This window comes from Nostoc sp., assembly GCF_036917975.1.
Classification (GTDB): domain Bacteria; phylum Cyanobacteriota; class Cyanobacteriia; order Cyanobacteriales; family Nostocaceae; genus Nostoc.
Genome location: NZ_JBALEJ010000073.1, coordinates 20112 through 45446, shown reverse-complemented (window position 1 = coordinate 45446; position 25335 = coordinate 20112). Strand labels below are relative to the sequence as shown.

Below are 25335 nucleotides of genomic sequence, written 5' to 3'. Positions count from 1 at the left end.
AAAACAATGACCGCAAGTAGTCCCACGATTTTAGCCCTGGACTTTGATGGAGTGATTTGCGACGGACTAATTGAATATTTTGAGGTAGCATGGCGTACCTATTCTGAAATTTGGTCGTCTGCTAACGATACACCACCAGATGATTTAGCTTTGAGATTCTATCGTTTACGCCCTGTAATTGAAACTGGTTGGGAAATGCCTGTTTTAATCAAAGCCTTGATAGATGGAATTCCTGATGAAAATATTCTTCATCAATGGGCAAGTATCGCCCCACAACTTTTATTAGATGACAAGCTACAAGCAAGAGAAATTGCTGCGAAACTAGATCAGCAGCGAGATGAATGGATTACTACAGATTTAATTGGTTGGCTGAGTCTGCATAAATTTTATCCGGGTGTAGTAGAAAAAATCAAATTAACTCTTGACAGTGGAGTTAAGCTATACATTGTGACAACTAAAGAAGCGCGTTTTGTGCAGCAGTTGTTGCAACAAGAAGGGGTAAATTTACCACCAGAAGCAATTTTTGGTAAAGAAGTCAAGCGTCCCAAATATGAGATTTTACGAGAATTAATCCAGTCAGCAAGTGACAAGCTAGTTAGTCTCTGGTTTGTAGAAGATAGACTCAAGGCATTACAGTTAGTCCAACAGCAAGCAGACCTTGAGGATGTGAAACTTTTCCTTGCAGACTGGGGCTATAATACCCAAGCAGAACGGGAATTTGCCCAAAATGATCCGCGAATTCAGTTGTTATCACTTTCTCAGTTTGCTAAGGATTTCTCAGCTTGGCTTTAACTAATTCGTAATGACGTTCCTACGGACGCTCGATTACTCGCTACCGCTTGGCTAACGCTAACGCTGCGCTAATGTAATTCGTAATTATTGGCGAAGCACTGCCGCGTAATTGTCTATCTTGAGTCCGCCTACGCGGACTCAAAGAATTTGAAACCCAGGATCGGTAGCTTTTGTTTGTATAGCTGCGATCGCCCTTGGCGTGCCGGAGGAATCATTTCATTCGCCAGGATAGGCATGTTTTTACACTCATTGAGATGCTCCCAATTGCGATCGCCTCTCAATGCAGTTTTAGGTTTTTCGCAATTAATGTTATGCGCTCAAAATTTACCATCAGAACAATACGAGAATGTTGGTATTATTTTTCGTAGTCGAAATTATCTTTTGATATTAATTAATAATATTTTTGATTTATCGAATGTTTAAACTACTCAGATACCTTAGTATTTTTCTGATTACTGCCTGTTTGCTATTTGCTTGTAATACTTCAGCACCGACCCAGTTAAAACGCCCTCCCTTGAAAATACCATCTGGATATTTTGTTGGGGAGTATCCAGGTATCATTGCTCAAGAAAAAGGATTCTTCAAAGCCCAAGGGGTAGATGTGGAACTAATTCATAAACGATACATCCAATTGGAACAAGCAAATTTCAATGCGGGTAAATATGATGGTGTTATGTCTTCTTTGGGAAGTTTTATAATCTTGAGTGCCACAAATCCAGATATACAAGGCGTGATGGTTGTAGATGAATCAACAGGAGCAGATATGGTAGTTGCCCAATCACCAATTAAAACCGTTGCTGACTTGAAAGGTAAAAAATTGGGTGCAAATCTAGGCGGTTTTAGCGAAGTTTTCGTGACTGAGATGTTGAAAACTGCCAACTTAACCAGCGATGATGTAAACTTGGTTAAATTAGAGGCTTCAGAAATTCCTAAACGCCTGAAAAATAATGCTATTCAAGCTGGACACACTTGGGAACCCCATCTCTCTGAAGCGATAAAATTAGGGGGACATATCCTATTTACTAGCAAACAAACCCCTGGCTTAATTTCAGATATGATTGTCTTTCGCGGTGAGACAATCCGCGATCGCCCCGAAGATATTCGTGCATTTGTCCGAGGATGGTTGCAAGCCACGACCTACTGGAAAGCAAATGTTCAGGAAGGAAACGCTATCATCAGCAAAGCGTTAAAAATTCCTAAAAATACAATCTCTTTGGAGGGAGTAAACCTAACTGATTTAGGTGACAATCAAAAATTCTTTCAGTCTAGTAACCCTCACTCCATTTACAAAACTGCCAAGATATATGCAGACTTTTTTATTCGCTCTGGAAACGTGACGCGCATTCCCGAGCTAAAAAGTTTGTTCAATTCTTCTTTCTTAAATCCTTCCTCTTAGGGACTTCCAAATAAAAAAATATCCAACTATTTATTGTCGGGTGGGCGACACGAGAGCCCAGTAACCAAAGGCGCTCATGTTGCCCACCCCAGAAGATTGGATAATTTATTTCTTGGAAGTCCCTTAGTTTAGAGGTTGTTTATAAAGCAATACGCTTGGATTAGGGCTAAAATGTTGCAAAAAAATTGTAGGTTGGGGAGCCACTGCGTTGCGCGGGCTCCCCGCGTTGTAGCAAGTGGCGTTGGAGGCTTTGCATATACTAAAGACGGGTTGCAGCTTTAGTTTTAAAATCGCCAGAAGTATTGATATACAAAGATTTTTGCCTGGGCAAAAGTCTAGCAATCATCCGTTTTTAGTATAACCCAACATCCTGATATGTGTTGGGTTGCGCTCCGCTCCACCGAACCTACGTCTAATGCGCTATTTTTTTACTTGCCACCCTACTACTTAAGATTTACTTTATAAATAAATAGCCTCTGAAAGCCATGCAGAATTCCCTTTTGGGCGGCATCCGTACAAAGCTGATCGCCTCATTTCTCGTTGTTGCTTTGATTCCGTTGCTGTTATTGGCATTTATCAACAAACAGACAACTGAAAAAGCACTAACTGAAAACGCAAAACAAGCCCTATCTGCGGCGGCTAACGAAACTGCTAACAGAATAGATGCGTTTATTCATGGAAATCTTAATGCTGTGCGCGTAGAGGCGATTTTACCAGGTTTTGCACGCTACCTCAGCCTAACTCCAAAACAGCGAGATGACAGCCCCGAAATGCAATTGGCGACAGAAACACTAATCCGTCTTAGTCGCAAAGATATGATCAATGTTATCTCATATGCTTTGCTTGACTTAAACGGGAAAAATGTATTAGATACATATACATTGAACATTGGCAAAGATGAATCAGTTCAAGATTATTTTAAAAAACCGCTAGAAACTGGGTTATCCTTTGTTTCTAGCATGAAGCGATCGCCAAAAATTCCTGAGCTTATTACCCTCTTTTTTAGCAGTCCGGTTCGCAACGCTAAGGGAGATGTATTGGGTGTATTGCGTGTTTCATACAATGCTACTGTTGTTCAGCAGTTGGTAACTCGACAAACTGAACGGGCTGGGGTAAAATCTTTTGCTATTCTTTTAGATGAAAATAAAATTTATCTGGCACATAGTACTGCACCAGAATTGCTGTTTAAATCAATTGTGCCTCTGTCTGCCAATGTTCTAATTAAACTGCAACAGGAACAACGCCTGTCTAATTTTCCTGTCAAAGAATTGGCAATTAATGACTCAAAACTTCAGCAAGCATTAGATAATAAACAGTCGTATTTAATTGCATCTTTGTCAGCAGCAGGTAATCAGGTTAATTTGATTGCGATCGCTAGTTTGCAATATAAACCTTGGTCTGTATTGTTTGCCCAGCCCCTTGCTGTGGCTTTAGCACCTGTAGAAAAGCAAATTAGTGACACAATGTTTCTATTTGCATTTATCGCTGGGCTAGTGACAATTATTGCTTGTGCTGTTGGGCAATTGCTAACAAAGCCAATAATTCACCTTACCAATATAGTTTCCCAATTTACCGCAGGTAACTTAGATGTTCGCGCCCAAAACAACTCAAAAGACGAAATAGGCCAACTGGCAAAATCTTTTAATAACATGGCACTTCAGTTACAAACATCTTTTGAAACTTTAGAACAACGGGTACAGGAGAGAACAGCAGAGTTAGCTATTGCTAAAGAAAAAGCTGAAGTGGCAAATCAAGCTAAAAGTTTATTTATTGCCAACATGAGCCATGAATTGCGATCGCCACTCAATGCAATTATGGGTTTTTCTCAATTAATGTTACGCGCTAAAAACTTACCATCAAAACAGTACGACAATGCCGGAATTATCTATCGTAGTGGAGATTATCTCTTAACATTAATTAATAATATTCTTGATTTATCGAAAATAGAAGCAGGCAAAACGACCCTCAACCCCAGCGATTTTGATCTTTATCGCTTGCTCTATGATTTAGAAGATATGCTGCATCTCCAAGCAAGTAATGAAGGCTTAAAATTAACATTCCAATGTAGTGAAAAGGTTCCACGTTACATTTGCACTGATGCCGTAAAACTCCGGCAGGTATTAATTAATTTAATTAGTAACAGCATTAAATTTACTGAAGAAGGAGAAATTACTGTAACGGTAAATAATAGCAGTGAAGAATTCACAGATATTTTAAGTCTTGATTTTCAAGTTTATGATACAGGGGTTGGTATTGCGGCAGCAGAATTACCTAAAATATTTAATGCTTTTTCTCAAGCACAAGCCGGGAAAGAATCTCAAGAAGGTACGGGTTTGGGTTTAGCGATTAGTCGTAAGTTTGTGCAGTTGATGGGGGGAGATATTTTGGCGAAAAGCCAATTAGGAAAAGGGACAACTTTTAAATTTAATATTCAAGCTAAATTAGGTCATAAAATCAACAGCAATGCTTTAGAACTGTATCCCAAAATACTGGGAATTGCACCAGGGCAACCTATATATAAAATATTAATAGTAGATGATAAAACTATTAATCGACAATTAATAATTCAACTTTTAGAACCTTTAGGTTTTGAGATCAAAGAAGCCAGTAACGGCAAAGAAGCAATAACTATTTGGGATGAATGGGAACCGCATTTGATTTGGATGGATATGCGGATGCCTGTGATGGATGGTTACGAAGCCACCAAATACATTAAATCAACTACAAAAGGCAATGCCACGGCGATAATTGCGCTCACAGCCAGCGTTTTAGAGGAGGAAAAAGCGATCGTGCTTTCAGCCGGTTGTGATGACTTTCTGCGTAAACCCTTTGCTGAACACACAATTTTTGATACACTCACCAAGCATCTTGCTGTAAGGTATATATTTGCTGAAAATAATCCTGCAAATTTGGAATATACAGAAAAAAATGATTTAACGTCTGAGAACCTAACTTGTATGTCTCAAGAATGGATTCATCAATTCTATGAAGCTGCTTTAGAAGCAAATACCAACCTGGTAATGGAATTAATTAGAGAAATTTCTCAAACAGAAACTTTTCTAATCCAATCTTTAACAAAACTTGTCCGTAAATTTGAATTTGAACAATTAGTTAATTTAGTAGAACCTTTATTAATGTAGGGACAATTATTAACAATTAAAAATTAAAAATTAAAAATTAAAGACATTTCAAACGTTCGCGTAGCGTCTCGTAGAGAAGAGAAGTGCCTTGCGCGGGTTCCCCGCGTTGTGGCAACTTCGGGGGATTTAAATCCCAACTGAAATGGGTGCTACATGTAGATGTAGTGGTCTTAAACCTTTTAATTTACGATAAATTGTCCCTACTCCTATGATCCAATTAATGACAAAACTTACTTGATAATTTAAATTTGAGGAGTTGATTGATTTAGCGAAACCCATAATCAGCAATGAATTTTGATTCTTACAAAGAAAATAAAGGTAACATTCTCCTAGTAGACGACCTCCCCGAAAATTTACAGTTATTAAGCGATTCTCTGATCCAACTTGGCTACACTGTTCGCAGCGTCACTAGCGGGCGGATGGCACTGAAAACAGTAAAGGTGAAACAACCAGATATCATTCTTTTAGATATCAAGATGCCAGAAATGGATGGCTATCAAGTTTGTAAAACCCTCAAAGCGGATGAGGATTTACGCACTATTCCCGTCGTTTTTGTGAGTACTTTAGATGATGTGTTCGATAAAGTCACCGCCTTTGAGTTAGGGGGAATAGACTACATTACTAAACCCTTTCAGATGGAAGAAGTCGTAGCGCGGATAGAAAATCAGTTAACTATTCAACGCCAGCAACGGCTTCTAGAACAAGAAAATATTAAGCGCAGGGAAACCGAAGAGATCCTGTATCAGTCGAGGGCAATGCTGGCCAGCATTTTGAATAGTTCACTTGATGGTATTGCCGCTATGCAGGCTGTTCGTAACCCTGCAAGCGGGGATATTGAAGATTTCCGTTGCTTAGTTGTCAACCCAGTCATTGCTAGAGCCTTCGGCAGTAATCATGAAGAGATGATTGGCAAATTCACACTCAAAAAATTCTTAACCAGTTTCAAACCAGAACTCTTTAATCACTTCGTTAATCTCGTTGAAACAGGGAAACCGATAAAACGAGATTTTTACCATCCATTAGGTAATTCTTGCTGGTATCATTTTGTGGCAGTAAAGCTAGGTGATGGGTTTGCTATTACCATACGTGACATTACAGGACGTAAACAAATTGAACTAGCTTTTAAAGATGCAAATCAGAAACTAGAACAACTGGCAAATGTAGATGGTTTGACTCAGGTGGCTAACCGTCGCTGCTTTAATGGACGACTGCAAGCAGAATGGAAACGCCTTGCACGAGAACAACAACCCCTGTCACTGATTTTATTCGACGTTGATAAATTCAAACTTTACAACGATTACTATGGTCATCTTGCAGGCGATGATTGTCTAATTAGGATAGCGCAAACAGTGCAACAGACAGTTCATCATCCTGCTGATCTTGTAGCGCGTTACGGCGGAGAAGAATTTTCGGTACTCCTCCCCAAAACTGACTTAGCAGGAGCAATCCAAGTAGCACAAAGTATTCAGCAAGTAATTCACGCTCAAGCTATTCCCCATGCAAAGTCTGATGTCAAGAATATAGTCACACTTAGTTTAGGTATTACTTCTCTCATCCCCACTTGGGACGTTAAACCAGATACACTCATCGCTTTAGCCGATAGAGCTATGTACAATGCCAAACAAGAGGGGCGCGATCGCTATTGTACTAATTGAAATATTTTTTACAGGCAAATTAATTTTTTCTGAGTATTTACCCAGTACTTGCAGATATGTAAACTTATTGCCTATCACTTGATTAATTCTTTACACAATCTGTATTATGTGCATATACTACTTTTCCTCTATCGATTTACCGTAGTATGTGTGCGTTAAGTAAACAAAGAGAACTTTTATGACACTGACTGCAACACAAATTCAGATTACGCCCACCCAAGCCCCTCTGGGAGCAGTTGTTACTGGTATTGATGCCAGCGTTGCGGCGCAACCAGAAGTGATCCTGCAACTCAAGCAGGCATGGCGCGATTACCACGTCCTGATCTTCAAAAATCAACAATTGACTGACGACCAATTATTAGCGTTTGCGAATTACTTTGGCGACATTCTCCAGCAACCTGCCTATATCCGTAAAGGAGAAACCGAGCCGTACCTGCCGCCCCTTGTCCTTACCCTTGCAAATGCCGCCTCTGAAGAAAGTTCCGTCAATCTTGCACCTAACTATCGTGAACTTTTACCCCACATCGATCATGACTGGTTGCCTGCACCATCTAGTGGTTCCTTTTTATATGGTGTAGAACTGCCTGAAAATGGCCCCGCTACCTATTGGGTGAATTTGATTCAGGCTTATGAAGAACTAGATGATGCTACTAAAGAGCAAATCGCTAGTTTGCAGGTGCGTCATTTTAGTTCTTTTTCAAAGCTGTATAAGGATGAATACTCTGGGCCGATTTACGCAGCCGGTCGTCCTGCTGAACCTGGTGAACGTTTAGCTACCCATCCGCTAGTTCGTACTCACCCCGATACTGGAAAGAAAGTTCTCTTTCTAAATGCAGCTGGAGAAGTGGATATTGTTGATTACGACCCAGTGGAAGGGGCAAAGCTAATCGAGCGCTTACGGGAACACATTAAGCAACCCCACTATGTTTATCAACATCACTGGAGTAAAGGCGATTTGCTTTATTGGGATAATCAGGCAACAGCTCACTACCGCCCAGAATTTGATGCTAATGCAACCCGAATTTTGAAGCGGGTTAGCATTCGAGGAAGTCGTCCTTTCTAAAGTTCAGCTAGCTAAAGGTTGTGAATTATTTCAGATCCGAATGGCACTAAGTTAAGATACAGCCCTTGCCCTCACTGGTTCCCAGCCTGGAGGCTGGGAACCCATTCTGGGAGGCTCCGCCTCCAGTAGCTTGACGAGAGGCAGAGCCTCTCGGAATACATTCCCAGCCTCCAGGCTGGGAACGAGGCTACACATGCTTTTGGGCTTTTCTTAGTGCCATTCATTTCAGATCCGAATGGCACTAAGGGACTTCCAACAAATAAATTATCCAATCTTGTGGGGTGGGCATCTTGCCCGCCTTCGGCTACAGGCGGGCGAGACGCCCACCCCACAAGAAAGAATTGAGTATTTTTTATTTGGAAGTCCCTAAGTTAAGACACAGCAATTGCTCTGACTGCTGCACGCGTAAGTTCGCCATTGAATTACTCCCAATTCAGTGGCGGGTAATTTACTTGGCGATCTTGCAGAGATTTTGCGAAATGCTATCAACGTCAAGATGAGGAGGAGAATCATGGTCAGACCGCAAATTGGAAAGTACTCGATATCCAGACGTGACTTACTTTACGCTTTCTATGGGTTAGTGTCTTTTACTACCTTAGTCAGTTGCGGAACAAACAACGGTAGTGCAAATAACAGCAGCACAATCTTGAGTACTAATGTCACTAACACTAATAGTAAAGCCGCTACCAAGCTGATTCGACTTGGCTACCAAGTTTCCGGGGATCTAACCCACGAAAAAGGTACGATCGAAAAACGGTTGGCTCCTCAAGGAATAGGTGTTACTTGGTCTCAATTTGTTTCTGGGCCGCCGCTCTTGGAAGCCTTAAATGTGGGTAGTATTGACCTGGGTCCGGCAGGTGAAACGCCACCTATTTTTGCTCAGGCCGCTGGTACCAATCTGATTTATGTAGTTAACACCCCGCCTGGTAGTGGAGAAGGTTCAGCAATTATTGTGCTAAAGGATTCTCCTTTTCAGACATTGGCAAGTCTTAAAGGTAAAAAAGTTGCTTATTCTAGAGGGACGGCTCAGACATTTTTTGTAGTGAAAGCTTTGGAAGAGGTAGGTCTGAAAATCAGTGATGTTGAATCAGTCAATTTAACTGTTGCAGATGGACGAGCAGCGTTTTTGAACAAGACAGTTGATGCCTTTGTAGAAGGCGATCCTAATCTGATCAAGTTGCAACGAGAAGGCAGTATCCGGGTTTTACGAGACGCACAAGGAATTAAGACGCCAGGAGGTTATTACCTAGCTTCACGGGATTTTGCAACTAAGAATGCTGAACTCTTGAAAGAAATTTTGTCAGAGTACTACGAGGTTGGGCAGTGGGCAAACAAAAACAGGCGGGCTGCTGCCGAAATTCTCGCACCGAAGGTTAAGACTGATGTGGATACTATGGAGTTAACACTGGCGAGAAGAAAATATGATATGAAACCAATTACTGAAGAAGTGATTAACGCTCAACAGAAGGTGGCGGATCTTCTATATCAACTGAAAGTAGTACCGAAACCGGTTGATGTTCGAGGGGCAATTCTAACTACCCAAGAGTATGCAGCGATTACACCGGATGCCGTTAGAAATAAAGCGTGAACCTTGAGGGGAAAGCTTGCTACAAAGCATTGCCAGCTTACTATCTGTTCTGCCCATCGAATGCAAAGAATGTACAACTGGCTGATGTAGCAAGCTTATTCTCGTCGGTTTTGATAATCTTCAGAAGACTTTGGATCTAATTCCCAGCGATCGCCGTCACGTTGCTCTAAAATATCGTTGGTATGGAGAAACTCAGAGTCATCCATTTCTAGCCCCACTGCTGTTTCTAGCTCCTCAGTAACATTTTGATCGGGAGTGGCTGTACTACCACCAACAGCTTCATCCCCAACGGCATCTGCATCTTGCCAATAAGCATCAACATCCCCACCAGTGAGTTCAGGACTAGTTTCTGTATACTCGTCTCTTTCTGCTCTGATTGAGCGCCCACCAATATTGTATCCTGGCAAGTCTTTCACACCAGTCCCGTAGGATTCGGTAATTTCTTGTGGCAAATCTTTGGGTTTATTTTTTTTGTCAGGATGATTTTTTTCTGCCATGATATTACCTCTTTTCTGCATTCTTACAATAACGTTTTCCTGTCACTATTTTGTCTAACTAGAGATGTATAGCTGATAAAATAATCTATCCCCTGGGAACGAAGCTAAACTAGCGATCGCCCCATAAGATTGTATATGTAAATTCATGGTCAAGCAACTTGTAGTTGAAATTTTTGGTTATGAGTTAGGAGTTATAAAACTGAAATTATTCAGTTGCTAAATTCTCGCTCATAACTATTTTTTGAAATTGCCTAGCTAAATGCTTTAAATGCTAAACAACAAAATATTCAATACTAGAAATAAATAGGTAATACCATCAATGACTGACAATAATAATCATTCCGGCAAGAAAAAAGTTGCAATCCTCATTGAACAAGCTGTAGAGGATGCAGAATTTACAGTTCCTTATAATGGACTAAAACAAGCAGGAATCGAGGTAGTAATCCTTGGTTCCCGAATCAATGAAAAATATAAGGGTAAACGCGGCAAACTTAGCATCCAAGCTGATGGTACTACAACGGAAGCGATCGCAGCCGAATATGATGCGGTAGTGATTCCTGGCGGTATGGCTCCCGATAAAATGCGACGGAACCCCAATACAGTAAGCTTTGTACAAGAGGCGATACAACAAGGAAAGTTGGTCGCTGCGGTTTGCCACGGCCCACAAGTTTTGATTGAAAGCGACTTACTCAAAGGTAAACAAGTCACTGGGTTTATTGCTATTGCCAAAGACATCATTAACGCTGGTGCAAATTATTTAGATGAGCCTTTGGTAGTTGATGGTAATTTAATTACATCTCGTGAACCTGGAGATTTGGCAATTTTCACCACCGCTATTTTGAGCCGTTTAGGCTATGGTGGCAAAGATGTCGCATTGCCAAATGAAAAAGACACAACTGCTGAATGGTGGAAACTCGCTGATGCTTGGGGTGGCTCAACTAAAGGTGATATTGGCAGAGGTTTAAATACTGCCCTTACTGGTGAACGTTATTCACTAGAAGCATTGAATAAGTACTTGGAAAAGGAATCAGATAGCGAAGTAAAATCACTCTTTCAAGAGATAATTGCTAATAAACAACGCCACATTGCAAAACTGGAAACCTATCTTCAGCATCTAGGCGAGAAACCCTCTTTAGGGTCAAATATTGCCAATCAGTATGCCAAGGTGAAAACTGCCTTGACAGGAAGTGATGACATCTATCAATTACGTTCCGCTTTGGGGGATGTGCAAACGGGTATTGGAGATATTGGTAATTTGTCTGCGATGTTCACCGACCCAGTTGCAACTGCTATTTTCAAAGAAATTTATCAGGATTTATTGAAATCCGAAAAGCGATTAGTAGAGTTGTATCGGGCGCGGATAAGCGCTCAGATTCAGCCTCCTAAGCCGACTACAGGGGCAGCCATCTCAGCATAACAAACCGCAGATATATATCATAGGCTCAAAGCGCAATAATTGACACAGTAGACATCTCCAGAAATTAAATGTGCTTTATCCATAACCCTTGTAGAGACGTAGCAATGCTACGTCAAAACAATTCTTTTTCGGAGATGTCTAGTTAGTAGTCTGCGCCATTAATTTTGTGGGGCTGCTAGATCCCCGACTTCTTGAAGAAGTCGGGGATCTGAACATCACTAACCTCTCAAAACTTTTGGGACAGACTAACTCCTGCCTTATCTCCACGACAAATATTTACGCCCACCTTTAGAAGGTGAAGGTAGTTCTTAGCGTACCAATGATCGCATCATCGTTGTTGCCATTAAGTTGACCAGGATTAGTTAACCAAATTACCCCAGGAGTAATAGAAATGTTGTCACTCAAACGATACTTATAGAAACCTTCAAAGTGGTATGGCTTATCACCAGGGGTACCTCCAACATAAGGTTCAACACCTGCGAAAATTCCTAAAACGTTGCCTTTTTTACCTAAGTCTGGTAAAGCTATCCCAGCTCCATAACTCCAAACTTCAGAGCCATTATTAGCACGATTACCAAAGCCTGTGATGTCGCTGTAAAGTACAAAGCCACTAATCGACAGTTTGTCACTAGGTTTAAAAGCAGCCTCCAAACCGTAGGAATTACTTATATATGGATTGGTACCACCTAAAAAGTTAGCTTGTGCAGTACCGACTACAGCAGTTGTATTGGCGGAGCCTCCATCGAATAAAAGAGTACCACTACCATTATAAGCGTTGACGTAGGTTGCAGCTAAAGAGAAGTGATTGCCTACATTTAAGTTCAACTGTCCTAAAGCAGCATAGTTACCATCGAATAAACCCGTATTTAGACCAGGGCTATTCGCTTGAGATCCCAAGTAACCCAAGGTTAATGAAGGTTGGAAACCACCACTACCTTTACCAAAGACTAAGTTAACGCCAGCACCAGAACCGCCACCAATCCGATAGATGGGGCTTTCGGAGGCAAAGGTAGACAAAGCACCGTTACCGCCATCAAAATCCTGAAAGTATGGGCTGACGGTAGGAACGTAATCGCTCTGAATACCTCCACTAGCAGCTATGTAAACTTGGGATTTGCCAAGGGGGAAGTAATAGGCCAACCAGTCTATAGAAACAGCGTTGTTGGTGGTAGGGGAGAGGTTAAAGGTTTGAGTCCCTTCAAATGTGCCATTTCGTAAATTCAAGGGGAGTCCATTACCAGCTGCAAGCCTAGTATGCAAAGTATCTTGACCGGTGAAGCTAGTTTGCAAGTCTAAACGCACCCTGTCTTGGAAAACAGTGTTGCTGTTGCTGTTGTTGCCAAAGTTGTTGGTGACGGCAAAAATTGCTTCACCAACCAGCTTGGTTGTAGTAGAAAACTGATGTGCTTCTAGTTGAGCAGTCCGTGTTTCTAGAGAATCTACTCGACCACGCAGAGTTGCTAGTTCTGCTGAGTATTCCTCTTGCAAACGCTGGAGGGTTGCCAAATCCTGTTTTGATACCAAGTCAGCTGTTGCTGTGGCAATCAGTTCATTAACCCGATCTAAACAAGCATTCAAACCTGCGGCAAACTCATAACGAGTCAGTGCCCGATTGCCCCGATAAGTACTATTGGGATATCCCGCAATACAACCATAGCGCTCAACTAGGGATTGTAAAGCTTGGAATGCCCAATCAGTCGGCTGTACGTCAGAAAATTGAGAAACTGATGTAACTTGAGACAGTGAATTTTGGTTATTGCCTTCGCTGCTGTAACTGTTAACCTCTTCTAAAACCTGTTTATCATCAGTTTTTTGGGCAACCAATTGCTGATTAGATTTTGGTTGCTCTGTTTGAATGAATATTGGAGTAGCAGAAGCTATTGGTGCTTCTGTTTGAGCAGCTTTTGCCTTTATATCTTCTAAAGAGCTTGCTACTTCAGTAGCCATAGCTCTAGCGGAAACCAATACCGTTACTCCCAAAACTACTGGACTTAATACCAAAGTTTTCCACAATAGATCAGACATTTTTTATTTTCCTTTCCCAAAAAATAACCGAAATCACTTGGTTCAAGAAAAAGAGAATAAGCAATTATTCTACTTGTTTGAAATCTTATCAGATTGCTGTTAACTCAGCTATATTTAATAAAAAAATTTTCCCTGATGAAGAATCGTAAACTATTGCAAATGGCTTATTTATCTCAGGTCGTATTTATCCGAGATTTTTGCTTTATTTTTTGCAATTTAGAGACTTTAGCTTCTTGTTAAAAACAAGAATTTATGATAGGCACTATCCAGCAGTCAGAATTTATCAGGACTTACGCAAACAATAGCCGAAACCCTTATTTTCAGGTAGGGGCAATTCATGAATTGCCCCTAAACGTGTACTTTTGCGTAAGTCCTATTTATAAAAAATATAGAAGAATTAGTATATTGATTCATCAAATATTCTTCTTATTCTTTAACTATTCTGACTCCTGAATTCTGACTCCTGAATTCTTATTCAAGGGGAGCATCCCAATTTTGCAAATTGACTAAGATAACAGATTGTCATTGCGAATGAAGCAAAGCGGAATGTTCGCCCTTGGCGTTCCCGCAGGGTAGCAATCGCAAGGTCTAGGTGTTGCGATTGCTTCTCTTCGAGACGCTACGCGAACGCTCCATTTCATTATGCTCGCAATGACAAAATATGTTTTCACACATTTGGGATGCTCCCTATTCAAGCAGTTAATTTTTCATAAATATCAGAAGTTCCATACATCGTCAGAACCATAGCGTCGATTAAAGCTTTGGCTTTTAGCAGCGTTTCCTGAAACTCCATTTCCGGCTCAGAAAGGGCTATAATTCCGCCACCGATACCAATGGAGGTTTGATCGGGAGTCAAAACAGCAGTGCGAATCACAATATTCAAATCGGCTGAACCATTTAAGCCCAAAAAGCCGATCGCACCTGAATACACTCCTCGCGCTTCTTGTTCTAGGCGATCGATAATTTGCATAGTGCGGATTTTGGGCGCACCGGTCATCGATCCTCCGGGAAATGCAGCCTGTATGCAATCCACCGCTTGTAAATCGGAACGTAATCGCCCGCGTACCGTTGTCACCAATTGATGTACTGTTGGGTAAGTTTCCACATCCATTAATTTTGGTACGTGGATGCTACCAACTTCACAGACTCGTCCCAAATCATTGCGTAACAAATCCACAATCATCAGATTTTCAGCCCGATCTTTTTCGCTGTTGCGTAGCTTCTCACGGAGGATGAAATCGGCTTCGGGGGTTTCTCCTCGTGGTAGAGTTCCCTTGATGGGCTTAGTTTCTATCCATCCTTGGCGATCGATGTGTAGAAACCGTTCTGGAGATGAACAGGCGATCGCTATTTCACCAAAGCGTAAAAATGCAGAATAAGGAGCCGGATTGATTTTACGTAATGTGCGATAGAACGCCAATGGATCGGGGGTTGCATCGGTGTAAAGCTGATTAGTCAGGCAAACTTGATAGGTTTCCCCTTCGTGAATTTCGTCCAAGCATTGGCGAATATCTTGGATATAATTTTGATAACTGCGACTCAAACGAAACTTAACTGGCTGACAATTTTCTTGGGGTACAACGGAAGAAAGAGGATTTAAAGTTTCGAGTTTTTGTTGGATAGTATCAAACCAAGTTTCTACCTGTTCTGTTTGTCCTTTTTTGATTAATTGCAACAAATAAATACACTGTTTTTGATGATCGATAGCAATCATGCGATCGGCGAGTAAGAAAATTGCATCAGGTAGTGGTGAAGAATGCACCAATGAAGATCCACATTCAGCCTTAAGTTCATAGCCAAAATAGCCAACAAATCCACAGTTAAAATCAAAAGGTAACTCATCGGATTGACAAAATCGGCAGTCTATTTCCCGCTTCAAATACTCAAAAATACTTTCGGTGCGACGAGTCACGGTATCTGACTGGGTGATGATGATTTCTTGCGTTTGGGTATGGTATCGCACCAATAAACTGTTTATCCCACTTCCATCACCCATAAACGAAAAGCGAGATAGACCAAATTCCACACGGCTGCTATCTAGCCAAAAAGCATTCGGTGCATTCTCAAACAACTGTACAAATATTTGTTCTGTATTTGGGCAGATATCTAACTTGCGCGTATACAATTTAAATTTTTCTTCTTGTTCTTGGCAGGGTTGATTCATACCAGGAGTAAAAGATTCATATCCAACCCAATATTGTTTTTCTGGACTTCTTGACGATTTTTTTAGAAATTGCAGTGTAATATCTCGAAAGTTTTCTAGTAATTTTTGTCCATATTCTGTACAAATAGACTCTGGGTGAAACTGCACACCCCAAAAAGGTAAATGCCGATGACGCAATCCCATCACCAATCCTTCTTCAGTCCAAGCAATTTTTTCTAGACACTCAGGTAGTTCATCAGCAACTAACAACGAGTGATAACGCACCACAGAAAACTGATTAGGAATGCCTTGAAATAATTCCGAATTATTATGATAAATTTTACTGAGTCTACCGTGTCTAACTTCCGGTGCGTGAATCACTCTTCCACCATGTAGGTAGCCAAGTCCTTGATGCCCCAGACAAACTCCCAACAAGGGTACATCCACATTCTCAATTATTTGCCGGCAGACTCCAAAATCTTCTGATCTTTCTGGACGACCGGGGCCAGGTGAAATCACAATGTTGTCAAATGCAATTTCTTTCAATTCATCCCAGTTAAGCTGATCGTTATAAATTACTAGAGGTAGTTCCCCATTTACTTCGGCAATCATCTGGTAAAGATTAAAGGTATAAGAGTCATAGTTATCAATAATTAACGTTTGCATACATAGTCAATTAGCTAGCACATAGAAGGTTTTTGCATCTAGAATAGCACCCAATACTGTTCTGTTAAGGCAAGAGACGCGATAAATCGCGTCTTTGTGATCTAGAATTTTCATCAAAAAACCTTAACCGAACCGTATTGGAATAGCACCTAGATAATACCAATTCTATGTGAGGCTGTCCTTTATTCATCTAGGGGCAATTCATGAATTGCCCCTGGATGTTGTAATTTGGCGTAAGTTCTATAGGCGCATCTTCAAAAAGAAAGGATTTAAGAAAATCTTCCCGCATGAATAATGGCTTGTTTGCCAAAGGTCACATTTATACGAGAATTTCGCTCGATTTTGTGCCATTTCTAGATTTTATCTTCTTGTTTTTAACCCTGATTTGTGGTAAGTCTTTTTTGTCTTTGTAAAAGTAACAGATTTCCACTAGAGTTGGCCATATTTCTAGAGAACCGTGAAATTGGCTAATGACATCATCAATAATTCTGGAAACGTTTTGCTGGAAAAAGTCTGGTTCAAATCCATAAAATACTCGTGATAAATTCTCAGCAAATAATTGAAGGGATAGCTTACGTTCTTCATTCTGGGCAGACATTGAGGCTTTGATTACCTGTCTGTGGATAGCAGCGATTTTTTCCAGGATTTCCTCAGAATCTTGTAAAGTCACCTCGCCAGAGTAATCAAACTTGATTCCCAGATCATCAAGATGATAAACACTGCTTTTAATCTTCCTTTTGAGGAGGCTACATATTTCCTCGTTAAAGAGTTCACTAGCGAGAGGATTACGCATATAGTTATTTCTAATATGGTTTTGGACAGCATCAACGTGTGCAGCCACAATCCCCTCTTGCTGTATCCAAATCCTGTAGATATAATCTTCAAATCTGAGTCGAGTTGGAAAAAATGGTGGTAAACCTAGCTGATTGTCATATCCAGCGACTCCACAATCCATTCTCCAGTTTTTGTTAGTAATAACAGGTCGAAAATTAGTAAGAATATAAAAATCATTTAGGTCATTTGGACTAATTTGGTTCTCATCATTGAGATACATGTGAATAAAATCAAGTGTATCGATATCATTAGTTCCTGTGCGAAAAGTTTGGGCAATCTTGACGATGGCATTATTTAATACTCTCCCTGGTTGTAATAAGAGGCTGTTCTCTCGAAAGTAACCTTTGGTTGTGTTAGTTTCTAAATCCATTGCTGTATCAAGAACCAATTCTCCAGCCTCGAAGTTTTCTGGTACATGACTGGCTTTTTGACCGAGAACATCACCAAAAGCTGTGAGTAAGTCAAAAGATTTATGGACGTAGCCGCCTTGTTGGTTGGACTTGATTAATTTCCCTCGACATATTTCATCACCTGATAAAGATTCTGGGCTAGTTTCGATTAAGGCATCTGGCCGCATATCGTCATCTGCACTAACCATTAAATGGCCAAGAGTATACATCAGCGTGAAGTTACGATTTCCTCCATAGCTGGGTCGGAATAGGTTTTTGACTAGTGATTCTAGCTTGCGATCGCGCAGTCTTTCGTTTAAAAATGTAATAAATTCCTCTTTCTGTTGAGGGCCGACATAAAACACATCATTGACTGTCTTAGTCTGCTCTAAAAGCGGGTAATATTTCTCATGGTTGGCAATGCTAGAATCATCAAAGACGATAATTTTTACAGCATGACCATTTGCCCGGAAATTCTCATCATACTTTTCGATAGTCTGTGCTACATCTCTCAGTCGATGAGTCGGGATAACAAATACCGTTTCTTTCTGTTTCATAAAATCTGTTCAGGTTTCCCAAGTAAAATTTTAGAAATTCAAACTCTATTTCAAAGCTCTCAGTTAACTACTCACTGCATCCAGAATTAGTTAACTAAATTAAACCGATAAATCGCTACCAATTCCCAGCTTATTTTTACTATCCTCCAACCTTTTCCATAGTCCTTCAATTTGCCTGAAGGCTTCTTCTGGAGATAGTTTACCGCCAGTTTCTAAGCTAGTAATGTAACTAACTCTTTGAGAAAATTCTTGGAGGTTGGCATTAAATATTAGGTTGTTTGGCTGAAATTTACCGTGGTAGCGATCGCGAGGATAGAGAAAGCTATTTTTATCTTCGTAATTCGGTTGTAGCATTAATTTACTCCTGATGACAAGCTAGGATTTATATTTATTTTGGGCTGATTGCAGCGACCTGATTTAATTCCATTTGGTAATACTGTTTCGCAGAGATTGACAGAATTACGACCTTGGATATCATTATTTTTTGAAGCTTTGATAAGATTTGCATAACTAAGATTGGCATTCCTAAAATCAGTTCCTTCTAAGTTAGATGCTGACAAATTTGCTTTTTGTAAATCAGCATCAGTTAGCAATGTATTCTTAAGAATAGCTCCAGTTAAATCGGCTCCTTGGAGATTTGCTTCCCGAATATCTGCCCACTCTAAATTTGCATACCGGAGATTAGCATTTTTAAGATTAGCTCGCTGAAGATTTGCCGAGCGCAAGTCAACTCGTTCTAAGTTCGCTCCTGACAAATTCACTGCCGATAAATTACAACTGAAACATTTTCTTGTTTCTTGAAGCTGTTGAATTACATGCTGTTGAAGCAAATTATTACCTTGGCTAACCAACGAGGGAGTCAGTACCAACGGTATCGGAATCAGGAGTCGAAAAAGGGGATTCATAAACAAAAACTCAAGTTTAAAAATGAGAAATTTGAAAAATGATTGTGACAGATGGTTTCATAAAACCCAGACATAGAAAGCAATTCCCAATCCAAAATCTAAAATCTAAAATTCAAAATGGTATTATCTTCCTATAGCAATTTGGAAGGCTTCAGCAACAGGCCCTAGAACCAAAACAGGAAAAAATGTCAATGCTCCCAGAATCAAAATGGTGGCAGCAGTCACGCTCGTAAATAGTCTGGTATCTGTATTTAGGGTGGCAATTGAGGTAGGTATAAGTTGTTTGCACGATAGGCTATCTGCTAGCAGTAATAAAGCAATAATCGGAATAAACCGTCCCATCCAGAGGGTAAATGCTGTTGTCAGGTTCCACCACAAGGCTGTCGGGGCGGGTTGGGTATCTGCTAAACCTTCAAAGCCGGAACCGTTACCCGCAGCTGCCGAGGCATACTCATAAATCACCTGGGTAAAACCATGAAAGCCAGGATTGCTCATACCTGCAAGTTGCTCAGGAAAAGCTAGGGTAATGGCACTAGGGAGTAAAATTAATAGCGGGTGGATCAGAATAATTACGCTTGCTAAAGTAATTTCCCGTTTTTCGATTTTTCGCCCCAAAAACTCTGGGGTTCGTCCTACGATTAAGCCAGTCAGGAACACTGCCAAAAACATATACACCACCAAAGAAGCTGCCCCAGTGCCCATTGCTCCCCAAATCACTTGCAAAAACAGGTTGAGCAAAGCACAAAATCCACCAGAGGGCATCAGCGAATCAAAGGCACCGTTAGCAGAACCAGTCATGGTTGCCGTTGTAGTGATGGCAAATAACGCCGTTTCCGCCCAGCCCAACCGGACTTCTTTACCTTCCAAATTGGGCTGCTGACTACCTAGCAGGGCATTTACGGCGGGATTGCCTTGATATTCACCGATCGCAGTTACGCTAATTAAGACTACAAAAATAGCGAACACCATCCACAATAGTCGGCGACTCTGTTTTAAATTACCGATGAAAATCCCGTAGGTATGAAGTAATGCTGTAGGAACCAGTAACATTGCCACCACTTGCAGCAAATTTGTACCGCCATTGGGATTTTCAAAAGGATGAGCCGAGTTGCCACCAAAGAAGGCTCCGCCATTTTCACCCAGCATTTTGATGCTTTCAAAGTGGGCGATGGGGCCACGAGCGATCGCCTGAGTTGCTCCCTCTAAGGTGGTAATATTTACAGGGCCGCTCAGGGTTTCGGGCACACCACCCAACATCAACAACACTGTACTGACAATAGCGATGGGTAGCAGGACTCGCGTTATCGAGCGAGTCAAATCTACGTAAAAGTTGCCCAATAGTCTACCTGTTAAGCCGCGAATGAAGGCAATTCCCACCGCTAATCCGGTGGCTGGCGCAACAAACATTAAGAAACCCAAGGCTGTGATCTGGCTCAGGTAGGACATTGTGCTTTCTGGGACATAGTGTTGCAAATCGGCAGCAACTAAGAACGAAATGGTGGTGTGTAATGCTGTGTCCCAAGTGGGCATTCCTAAATTGGTAGGATTCAACGGTAGTAAGCTTTGAAACATCAGCAGTAGTAGCGCCAAAACTGCCATTGCGGTATTACTGAGTAGAACAGCGATCGCATAAGTTCTTCCAGTCATGCTCTCTTGTGGTTCAATACCAATGAGGAGATAAATTAAGTTCTCCAATGGGTTCATCACTGCATCAAGCCAAGTTCTTTCCATGAAAAAGACTTCAGCTAGGTAGTGTCCGACGATGGGTACTGATGCCACAACTAGGAACAGGGTGAGGAAGATTTGCACAAAACCTTGGAGCATAATCGGTAAGCGTGACATAAAGCGATCGCTATAGTGTAGCGAGAAACTCACCTATTTAGGACAGTAATCAGAGCAATTGATTGCTTCTTTTGTGAGAGCAATAGCCGGCTGCACTGCACACTTTAGATAACGGTTGTTGTTAAAAAATTGACACCTTTCACAGGGATGTTGCTGGAAATATTTGATGCTTACTATTTCGTTTTTCTCTTGTGCTGCATTTTCTGGGGGATCTTCTAGTGCTTTGCAGACAGATGAAACAAGATAAACGACCATTGCCCAAACAATCATGAAGGAAATGTGAGCCAAAAACACTGCGACAAAGGGGATGTCTCCGTTCTGTGGTTTTGTGTCATTATGTGTTAGCTTCGCCAGGTCCGCTTCAAGTAGAGTTGAGTGATGAACACTTTGTTGGGTGGATACATAAAGTCGGAAAAACTCTGAAGTAGGCATATTAAAAACCTTTAGTCAGTCGAACTCAGATTTAGTAAAGGTCATCTAAATTAAACATCTTCAGAAACTCGTGAGAAACTACTACCTTGCTTAGTTTCCATCCCAGATTTTGTCGGAAATTTGCCGAAGTTAATGTTCATCTGTCTAATAATATGTGGAATTGAAACTAGTTGTTAAATCTGAGTCATCTGAATTAACAGATTGCCTGTCTACTGGTCGAGCTTCCAGTAAGCAATAGTTGAGGGAATAGTAAACAGAATGAATTTTCTTGAGAGTTACTTTGAGAGCGGGAACCATCATCGGATGGGTTGCTATTGCTAAAACGTAGTCTCCAGCAAAAATAGTAGGATTATCTGTTGCTGAGATTACTTGACTTTCTCTTAAAATCCCTACAAAAATGCATCGCTCAGGTAACTGGATTTCAGCTAAATGAAGACCGCAGTAGACGCTATTATCTTCGATAAAAACACCAAGCAAGCTTGGATCTAAAACTTTTTTGTTTTCTAGCACAAAACATTTTTTAACTCTAATAATATTGTCCAATATTTTAAAGAAAAATATGTTTTTCTGTAGATATATTTTAAAGATATATAAAATGTATTAAGTGAATATCTCTATGTTTATTGATTAGTTAATTAGGTATATATTTAGAGATATAGTTATGATATAGACTATGAGGTTTTAGTTAAATAACGAACCGCAGAGGCGCAGAGAACACAGAGCAAGAGAGAAGGATTTTACCCTGCAATGTTGATGTGGTGGACTACTAGATGTAAAACAGTCGTAGGGGCACAGCAATGCTGTGCCCCTACCGCGTGGTCTATTTAACTGAAAATAGCTGTAAGTAATCTGCGTTTATTTCTTAATCTGATCGAGAGCTAAATTCAGCTTTAAAACATTAACTCCAGGTTCGCCAAAGATGCCGAGAAAGCGACCATCGGTATTTTGGGAAATTAAAGTTTCGAGTTGGTTCGGTTGAACTCCCCTCGCTTTGGCTACTCGTGCAATTTGCGCTGTGGCAGCTTCCGGGGTAATGTGGGGGTCAAGGCTGGAAGCAGAGGAGTAGATTAAATCGCCAGTGGGTTGCACACCTGCTTTTTTCAGACGAGGCAAGTCACCTTCAATTTTTTTGGTGGGGTCTGGGTCATCTTTACCTTTGATGCGTTCCAGTAATGCGGGATTACTGGGAGCCAAGTTACTAGCACCGGAAACTCCGGTTTTCAAAACTCCCCCATCGTCCTTTTTGGGATCGGCTGTGCTATAGCTCGTGGTGCTGGGACGGCTGTTAAAATAGCGATCGCTAGTAAAAGGTTGACCAATTAAGGCAGAACCGACAACTTGACCGGCGCTATTTTTCAGTAGACTACCATTTGCTTGAAACGGAAACACAATCTGCCCAATGGCAATCATCGCAAAAGGATAAATAATTGCTCCAATTACCCAGAGTACCAAGGTAGAACGAATAGCTCTACTAGCTTCGCGTGCAAAACTCATTAGAATTTCTCCGGTACAAACATTACAAAGAATAAATAGATGGAAAGTCCTAGTGTCGTCAGTCCTAACAATCCCAATCCCCAAGATTGACTGCGGGAAAGTTCTTCACCAGTAGCGGCATAGACCATAGGCGCAACCACTAGGTTGAAACACATCGCTAAGAACAAATACAGTGGTAGCTTTTGTTTACGCCATTGATACCAGATTTCAGTTATTTCTTCTAATACTTGGGATGCAATGATAGTGCGGCGGAGATGAACGGGTTTCATAGTAAATTAAGACAAAGGTAGGATAATATCTATCAGTTTGATGGCAATGAAGGGAGCAATGATGCCGCCAAGTCCGTAGATCAAGATGTTGCGACGTAGCAGTTGATCTGCTGTTAAAGGTAAAAACTTTACCCCTTTGAGTGCTAGCGGAATTAATGCCGGAATAATCAGGGCGTTGTAAATCAGCGCCGAAATGATCGCAGATTGGGCACTCTTTAATCCCATAATATTCAGTGCGCCGATGCCAGCCGCAGCAAAGATCGTGGGAATGATGGCAAAATACTTGGCAATGTCATTAGCGATGGAGAATGTTGTCAATGCGCCACGAGTAATTAGCAACTGTTTACCTATGGTTACTAAGTCAATTAACTTTGTGGGGTCAGAATCTAAGTCCACCATGTTAGCAGCTTCTTTGGCAGCTTGCGTCCCAGAGTTCATTGCCACACCCACGTTTGCTTGAGCGAGGGCAGGTGCATCATTAGTACCATCTCCAGTCATTGCTACCAGCTTACCCTGAGATTGTTCCGAGCGAATCACCTCAATTTTGTCTTCTGGAGTTGCTTCCGCAATGAAATCATCCACCCCAGCCTCTTCAGCAATTACCGAAGCCGTAATGCGGTTGTCACCTGTCAGCATGACGGTGCGAACACCCATGCGGCGGAGTTGGTCAAACCGTTCCCGCAGTCCAGGTTTGACAATATCTTTGAGGTAGATGACACCATAAATATCGTCATTTTGGCAGACAGCTAAGGGTGTACCTCCTAACCGCGAAACTCGCTCATAAGCTGCGTCTATATCATCAGGAACCTGGCCGCCACGAGAACGGACAAATCCCTTAATGGCATCTACCGCCCCTTTCCGAATTTGTTTGCCATCAGGTAAATTCGTACCACTCATCCGGGTTTTTGCCGAAAATTCCACACCTTCGGCTTTGTCGATATTGAAATCTACCCCAGCCTGGGACTTTTCTGCTAGTATCACAATTGATTTGCCTTCTGGCGTTTCGTCAAACAAGCTAGCAGCTAGAGAGACTCGCGCCACGTCTATTAGTGAGTGGTTATTCAAGGGAATAAATTCATCAGCCATCCGATTACCTAGTGTGATAGTGCCTGTCTTATCTAACACCAGGGTATTGATGTCACCGCAGGCTTCTACCGCTCTACCAGAGGTCGCAATGACATTAAATTGAGCAACTCTGTCCATCCCCGCAATACCGATCGCACTGAGCAAACCACCAATAGTTGTGGGAATCAAAGCTACCAGTAGTGAGATGAGAATGGCAACGCTAGCACCTGTACGCAAACTGTTTCCCGCTTCAGGGCCAAAGGCTGTGCTGATAAAGGTGGCAATGTAGCCCACGTAGGGGGGAATGGTTGACACTACAATCAAGAACACCTGTGTTAGTACTGCTAGCAATACCGTCAAGGCAATTTCGTTGGGAGTCTTAGTGCGTTGTGCCCCTTCTACCAGGGCAATCATGCGATCGATAAAGCCTTGACCAGGATCGGCACTAATGCGAATCGTCAACTCGTCGGAAAGTAAGCGTGTACCTCCTGTCACCGAACTGGCAATATCTGTACCTGGTTGCTTTAGTACAGGGGCAGATTCCCCAGTAATGGCAGACTCATCCACTGAGCCAATGCCTTTAATGACATCCCCATCGGAGGGAATCATGTTATTTGCCACCACCTGAACTATATCGCCCCGTCGCAGTTCCGTAGAACTGACTTTTACTATGGAACCATCAGGGAGGATTTTGTTAGCGATCGTGTCCGATCGCGTTGTTCGCAGTGAATCAGCCTGTGCTTTACCGCGCCCTTCCGCGACGGCTTCGGCAAAGTTTGCAAAAACCAGTGTGAAAAAGAGAATGAAGGTAATCAACCCATTTAACAAGCGTTGTTGGTTGACATCTGCCTGAATTGTGCCAAACAAATTTGGGTTAAGGGTGACAAGCAAGGTGACAATTGTCCCTACCCAAACAACAAACATAACTGGGTTTCTGACAGTAATTCGAGGATCGAGCTTGATAAATGACTCTCGAATTGCTCTCTGGTAAAGTCCCTTCAAATCAGCTTTGGGAGTATGCTTGCGCGAGTCACGAGTTCCAGATGGAATACGGGGTGAAGGAGAATCAGTAGTAATTGGCATAGATTAAATTTTAGGGATTGGGAATTGGGAATTGGGCAATTCAATTTTGGATTTTAGATTGAAGATTTTGGATTAAATTTCAA

General features: G+C 41.5%; 20 protein-coding genes. 8 read left to right on the top strand and 12 right to left on the bottom strand.

The genetic code is table 11. The annotated features are described in order from the left end of the window. Positions 1-6: 6 nt before the first annotated feature. The 7 genes from V7K76_RS26030 to V7K76_RS26000 all read left to right on the top strand — a co-directional run bounded on the left by V7K76_RS26030 (position 7) and on the right by V7K76_RS26000 (position 9634). Entirely contained in the window at positions 7-792 is a 786-nt protein-coding gene (locus V7K76_RS26030) for an HAD family hydrolase (RefSeq protein WP_334777422.1), read from the top strand. Positions 793-939: 147 nt separating this feature from the next. After that, positions 940-1215 (top strand): histidine kinase dimerization/phospho-acceptor domain-containing protein, encoded by a 276-nt coding sequence (locus V7K76_RS26025; RefSeq protein ID WP_334777421.1) that lies wholly within the window; start codon positions 940-942, stop codon positions 1213-1215. Next, on the top strand, positions 1208-2188 hold the full coding sequence (locus tag V7K76_RS26020) for an ABC transporter substrate-binding protein (RefSeq protein WP_334777420.1): 981 nt from the start codon (positions 1208-1210) through the stop codon (positions 2186-2188). The genes V7K76_RS26025 and V7K76_RS26020 overlap by 8 nt, the downstream gene beginning before the upstream one ends. 485 nt (positions 2189-2673) lie before the next feature. Beyond that, on the top strand, positions 2674-5328 hold the full coding sequence (locus tag V7K76_RS26015) for a hybrid sensor histidine kinase/response regulator (RefSeq protein ID WP_334777419.1): 2655 nt from the start codon (positions 2674-2676) through the stop codon (positions 5326-5328). Between the two features lie 287 nt (positions 5329-5615). Further along, positions 5616-6983: a diguanylate cyclase domain-containing protein gene (locus V7K76_RS26010; protein ID WP_334777418.1), complete on the top strand. Its 1368-nt coding sequence runs from the start codon at positions 5616-5618 to the stop codon at positions 6981-6983. Positions 6984-7161: 178 nt separating this feature from the next. Beyond that, positions 7162-8046, top strand: a complete 885-nt coding sequence (locus V7K76_RS26005; protein WP_334777417.1) for a TauD/TfdA dioxygenase family protein — start codon at positions 7162-7164, stop codon at positions 8044-8046. A gap of 511 nt (positions 8047-8557) precedes the next feature. Continuing rightward, positions 8558-9634, top strand: a complete 1077-nt coding sequence (locus V7K76_RS26000) for an aliphatic sulfonate ABC transporter substrate-binding protein (protein ID WP_334777416.1) — start codon at positions 8558-8560, stop codon at positions 9632-9634. A 95-nt stretch (positions 9635-9729) separates the two neighbouring features. Here the strand turns inward: V7K76_RS26000 and V7K76_RS25995 are convergent, their stop codons facing one another. Next, positions 9730-10131 carry a DUF6335 family protein gene (locus V7K76_RS25995; RefSeq protein WP_334777415.1) on the bottom strand — a complete coding sequence of 134 codons (402 nt, stop codon included), beginning with the start codon at positions 10129-10131 and terminating at the stop codon, positions 9730-9732. Positions 10132-10450: 319 nt separating this feature from the next. Between V7K76_RS25995 and V7K76_RS25990 the strand changes: the two genes are divergently transcribed. Beyond that, positions 10451-11548: a DJ-1/PfpI/YhbO family deglycase/protease gene (locus tag V7K76_RS25990; protein ID WP_334777414.1), complete on the top strand. Its 1098-nt coding sequence runs from the start codon at positions 10451-10453 to the stop codon at positions 11546-11548. Positions 11549-11836: 288 nt separating this feature from the next. Here V7K76_RS25990 and V7K76_RS25985 read toward each other — a convergent pair whose 3' ends face one another. The 11 genes from V7K76_RS25985 to kdpB all read right to left on the bottom strand — a co-directional run bounded on the left by V7K76_RS25985 (position 11837) and on the right by kdpB (position 25252). Beyond that, positions 11837-13573 carry an iron uptake porin gene (locus tag V7K76_RS25985; protein ID WP_334777413.1) on the bottom strand — a complete coding sequence of 579 codons (1737 nt, stop codon included), beginning with the start codon at positions 13571-13573 and terminating at the stop codon, positions 11837-11839. Positions 13574-14264: 691 nt separating this feature from the next. Beyond that, positions 14265-16382, bottom strand: coding sequence for an aminodeoxychorismate synthase component I (pabB, locus tag V7K76_RS25980; RefSeq protein ID WP_334777412.1), 2118 nt, complete (start codon positions 16380-16382; stop codon positions 14265-14267). 319 nt (positions 16383-16701) lie between these two features. Next, positions 16702-18162: a hypothetical protein gene (locus V7K76_RS25975; protein WP_334777411.1), complete on the bottom strand. Its 1461-nt coding sequence runs from the start codon at positions 18160-18162 to the stop codon at positions 16702-16704. A 99-nt stretch (positions 18163-18261) separates the two neighbouring features. Next, positions 18262-18516 (bottom strand): DUF7219 family protein, encoded by a 255-nt coding sequence (locus V7K76_RS25970; RefSeq protein ID WP_334777410.1) that lies wholly within the window; start codon positions 18514-18516, stop codon positions 18262-18264. After that, positions 18516-19067: a pentapeptide repeat-containing protein gene (locus V7K76_RS25965; protein ID WP_334951230.1), complete on the bottom strand. Its 552-nt coding sequence runs from the start codon at positions 19065-19067 to the stop codon at positions 18516-18518. Before V7K76_RS25965 ends, V7K76_RS25970 begins: the two co-directional genes overlap by 1 nt. Before the next feature lie 123 nt (positions 19068-19190). Next, positions 19191-20891, bottom strand: coding sequence for a potassium-transporting ATPase subunit KdpA (gene kdpA / locus V7K76_RS25960; protein WP_334951254.1), 1701 nt, complete (start codon positions 20889-20891; stop codon positions 19191-19193). A gap of 51 nt (positions 20892-20942) precedes the next feature. Beyond that, positions 20943-21341, bottom strand: a complete 399-nt coding sequence (locus tag V7K76_RS25955) for a hypothetical protein (RefSeq protein ID WP_334951228.1) — start codon at positions 21339-21341, stop codon at positions 20943-20945. Positions 21342-21485: 144 nt separating this feature from the next. Further along, positions 21486-21851: a TrkA C-terminal domain-containing protein gene (locus V7K76_RS25950; protein WP_334777407.1), complete on the bottom strand. Its 366-nt coding sequence runs from the start codon at positions 21849-21851 to the stop codon at positions 21486-21488. A 345-nt stretch (positions 21852-22196) separates the two neighbouring features. After that, positions 22197-22835: a K(+)-transporting ATPase subunit C gene (kdpC, locus tag V7K76_RS25945; RefSeq protein ID WP_334777406.1), complete on the bottom strand. Its 639-nt coding sequence runs from the start codon at positions 22833-22835 to the stop codon at positions 22197-22199. Next, complete coding sequence (locus V7K76_RS25940) at positions 22835-23104, bottom strand: potassium-transporting ATPase subunit F (RefSeq protein ID WP_334951225.1); 270 nt, start codon at positions 23102-23104, stop codon at positions 22835-22837. Before V7K76_RS25940 ends, kdpC begins: the two co-directional genes overlap by 1 nt. Positions 23105-23110: 6 nt before the next feature. After that, positions 23111-25252 carry a potassium-transporting ATPase subunit KdpB gene (gene kdpB / locus V7K76_RS25935; RefSeq protein ID WP_334777405.1) on the bottom strand — a complete coding sequence of 714 codons (2142 nt, stop codon included), beginning with the start codon at positions 25250-25252 and terminating at the stop codon, positions 23111-23113. Positions 25253-25335: the final 83 nt, after the last annotated feature.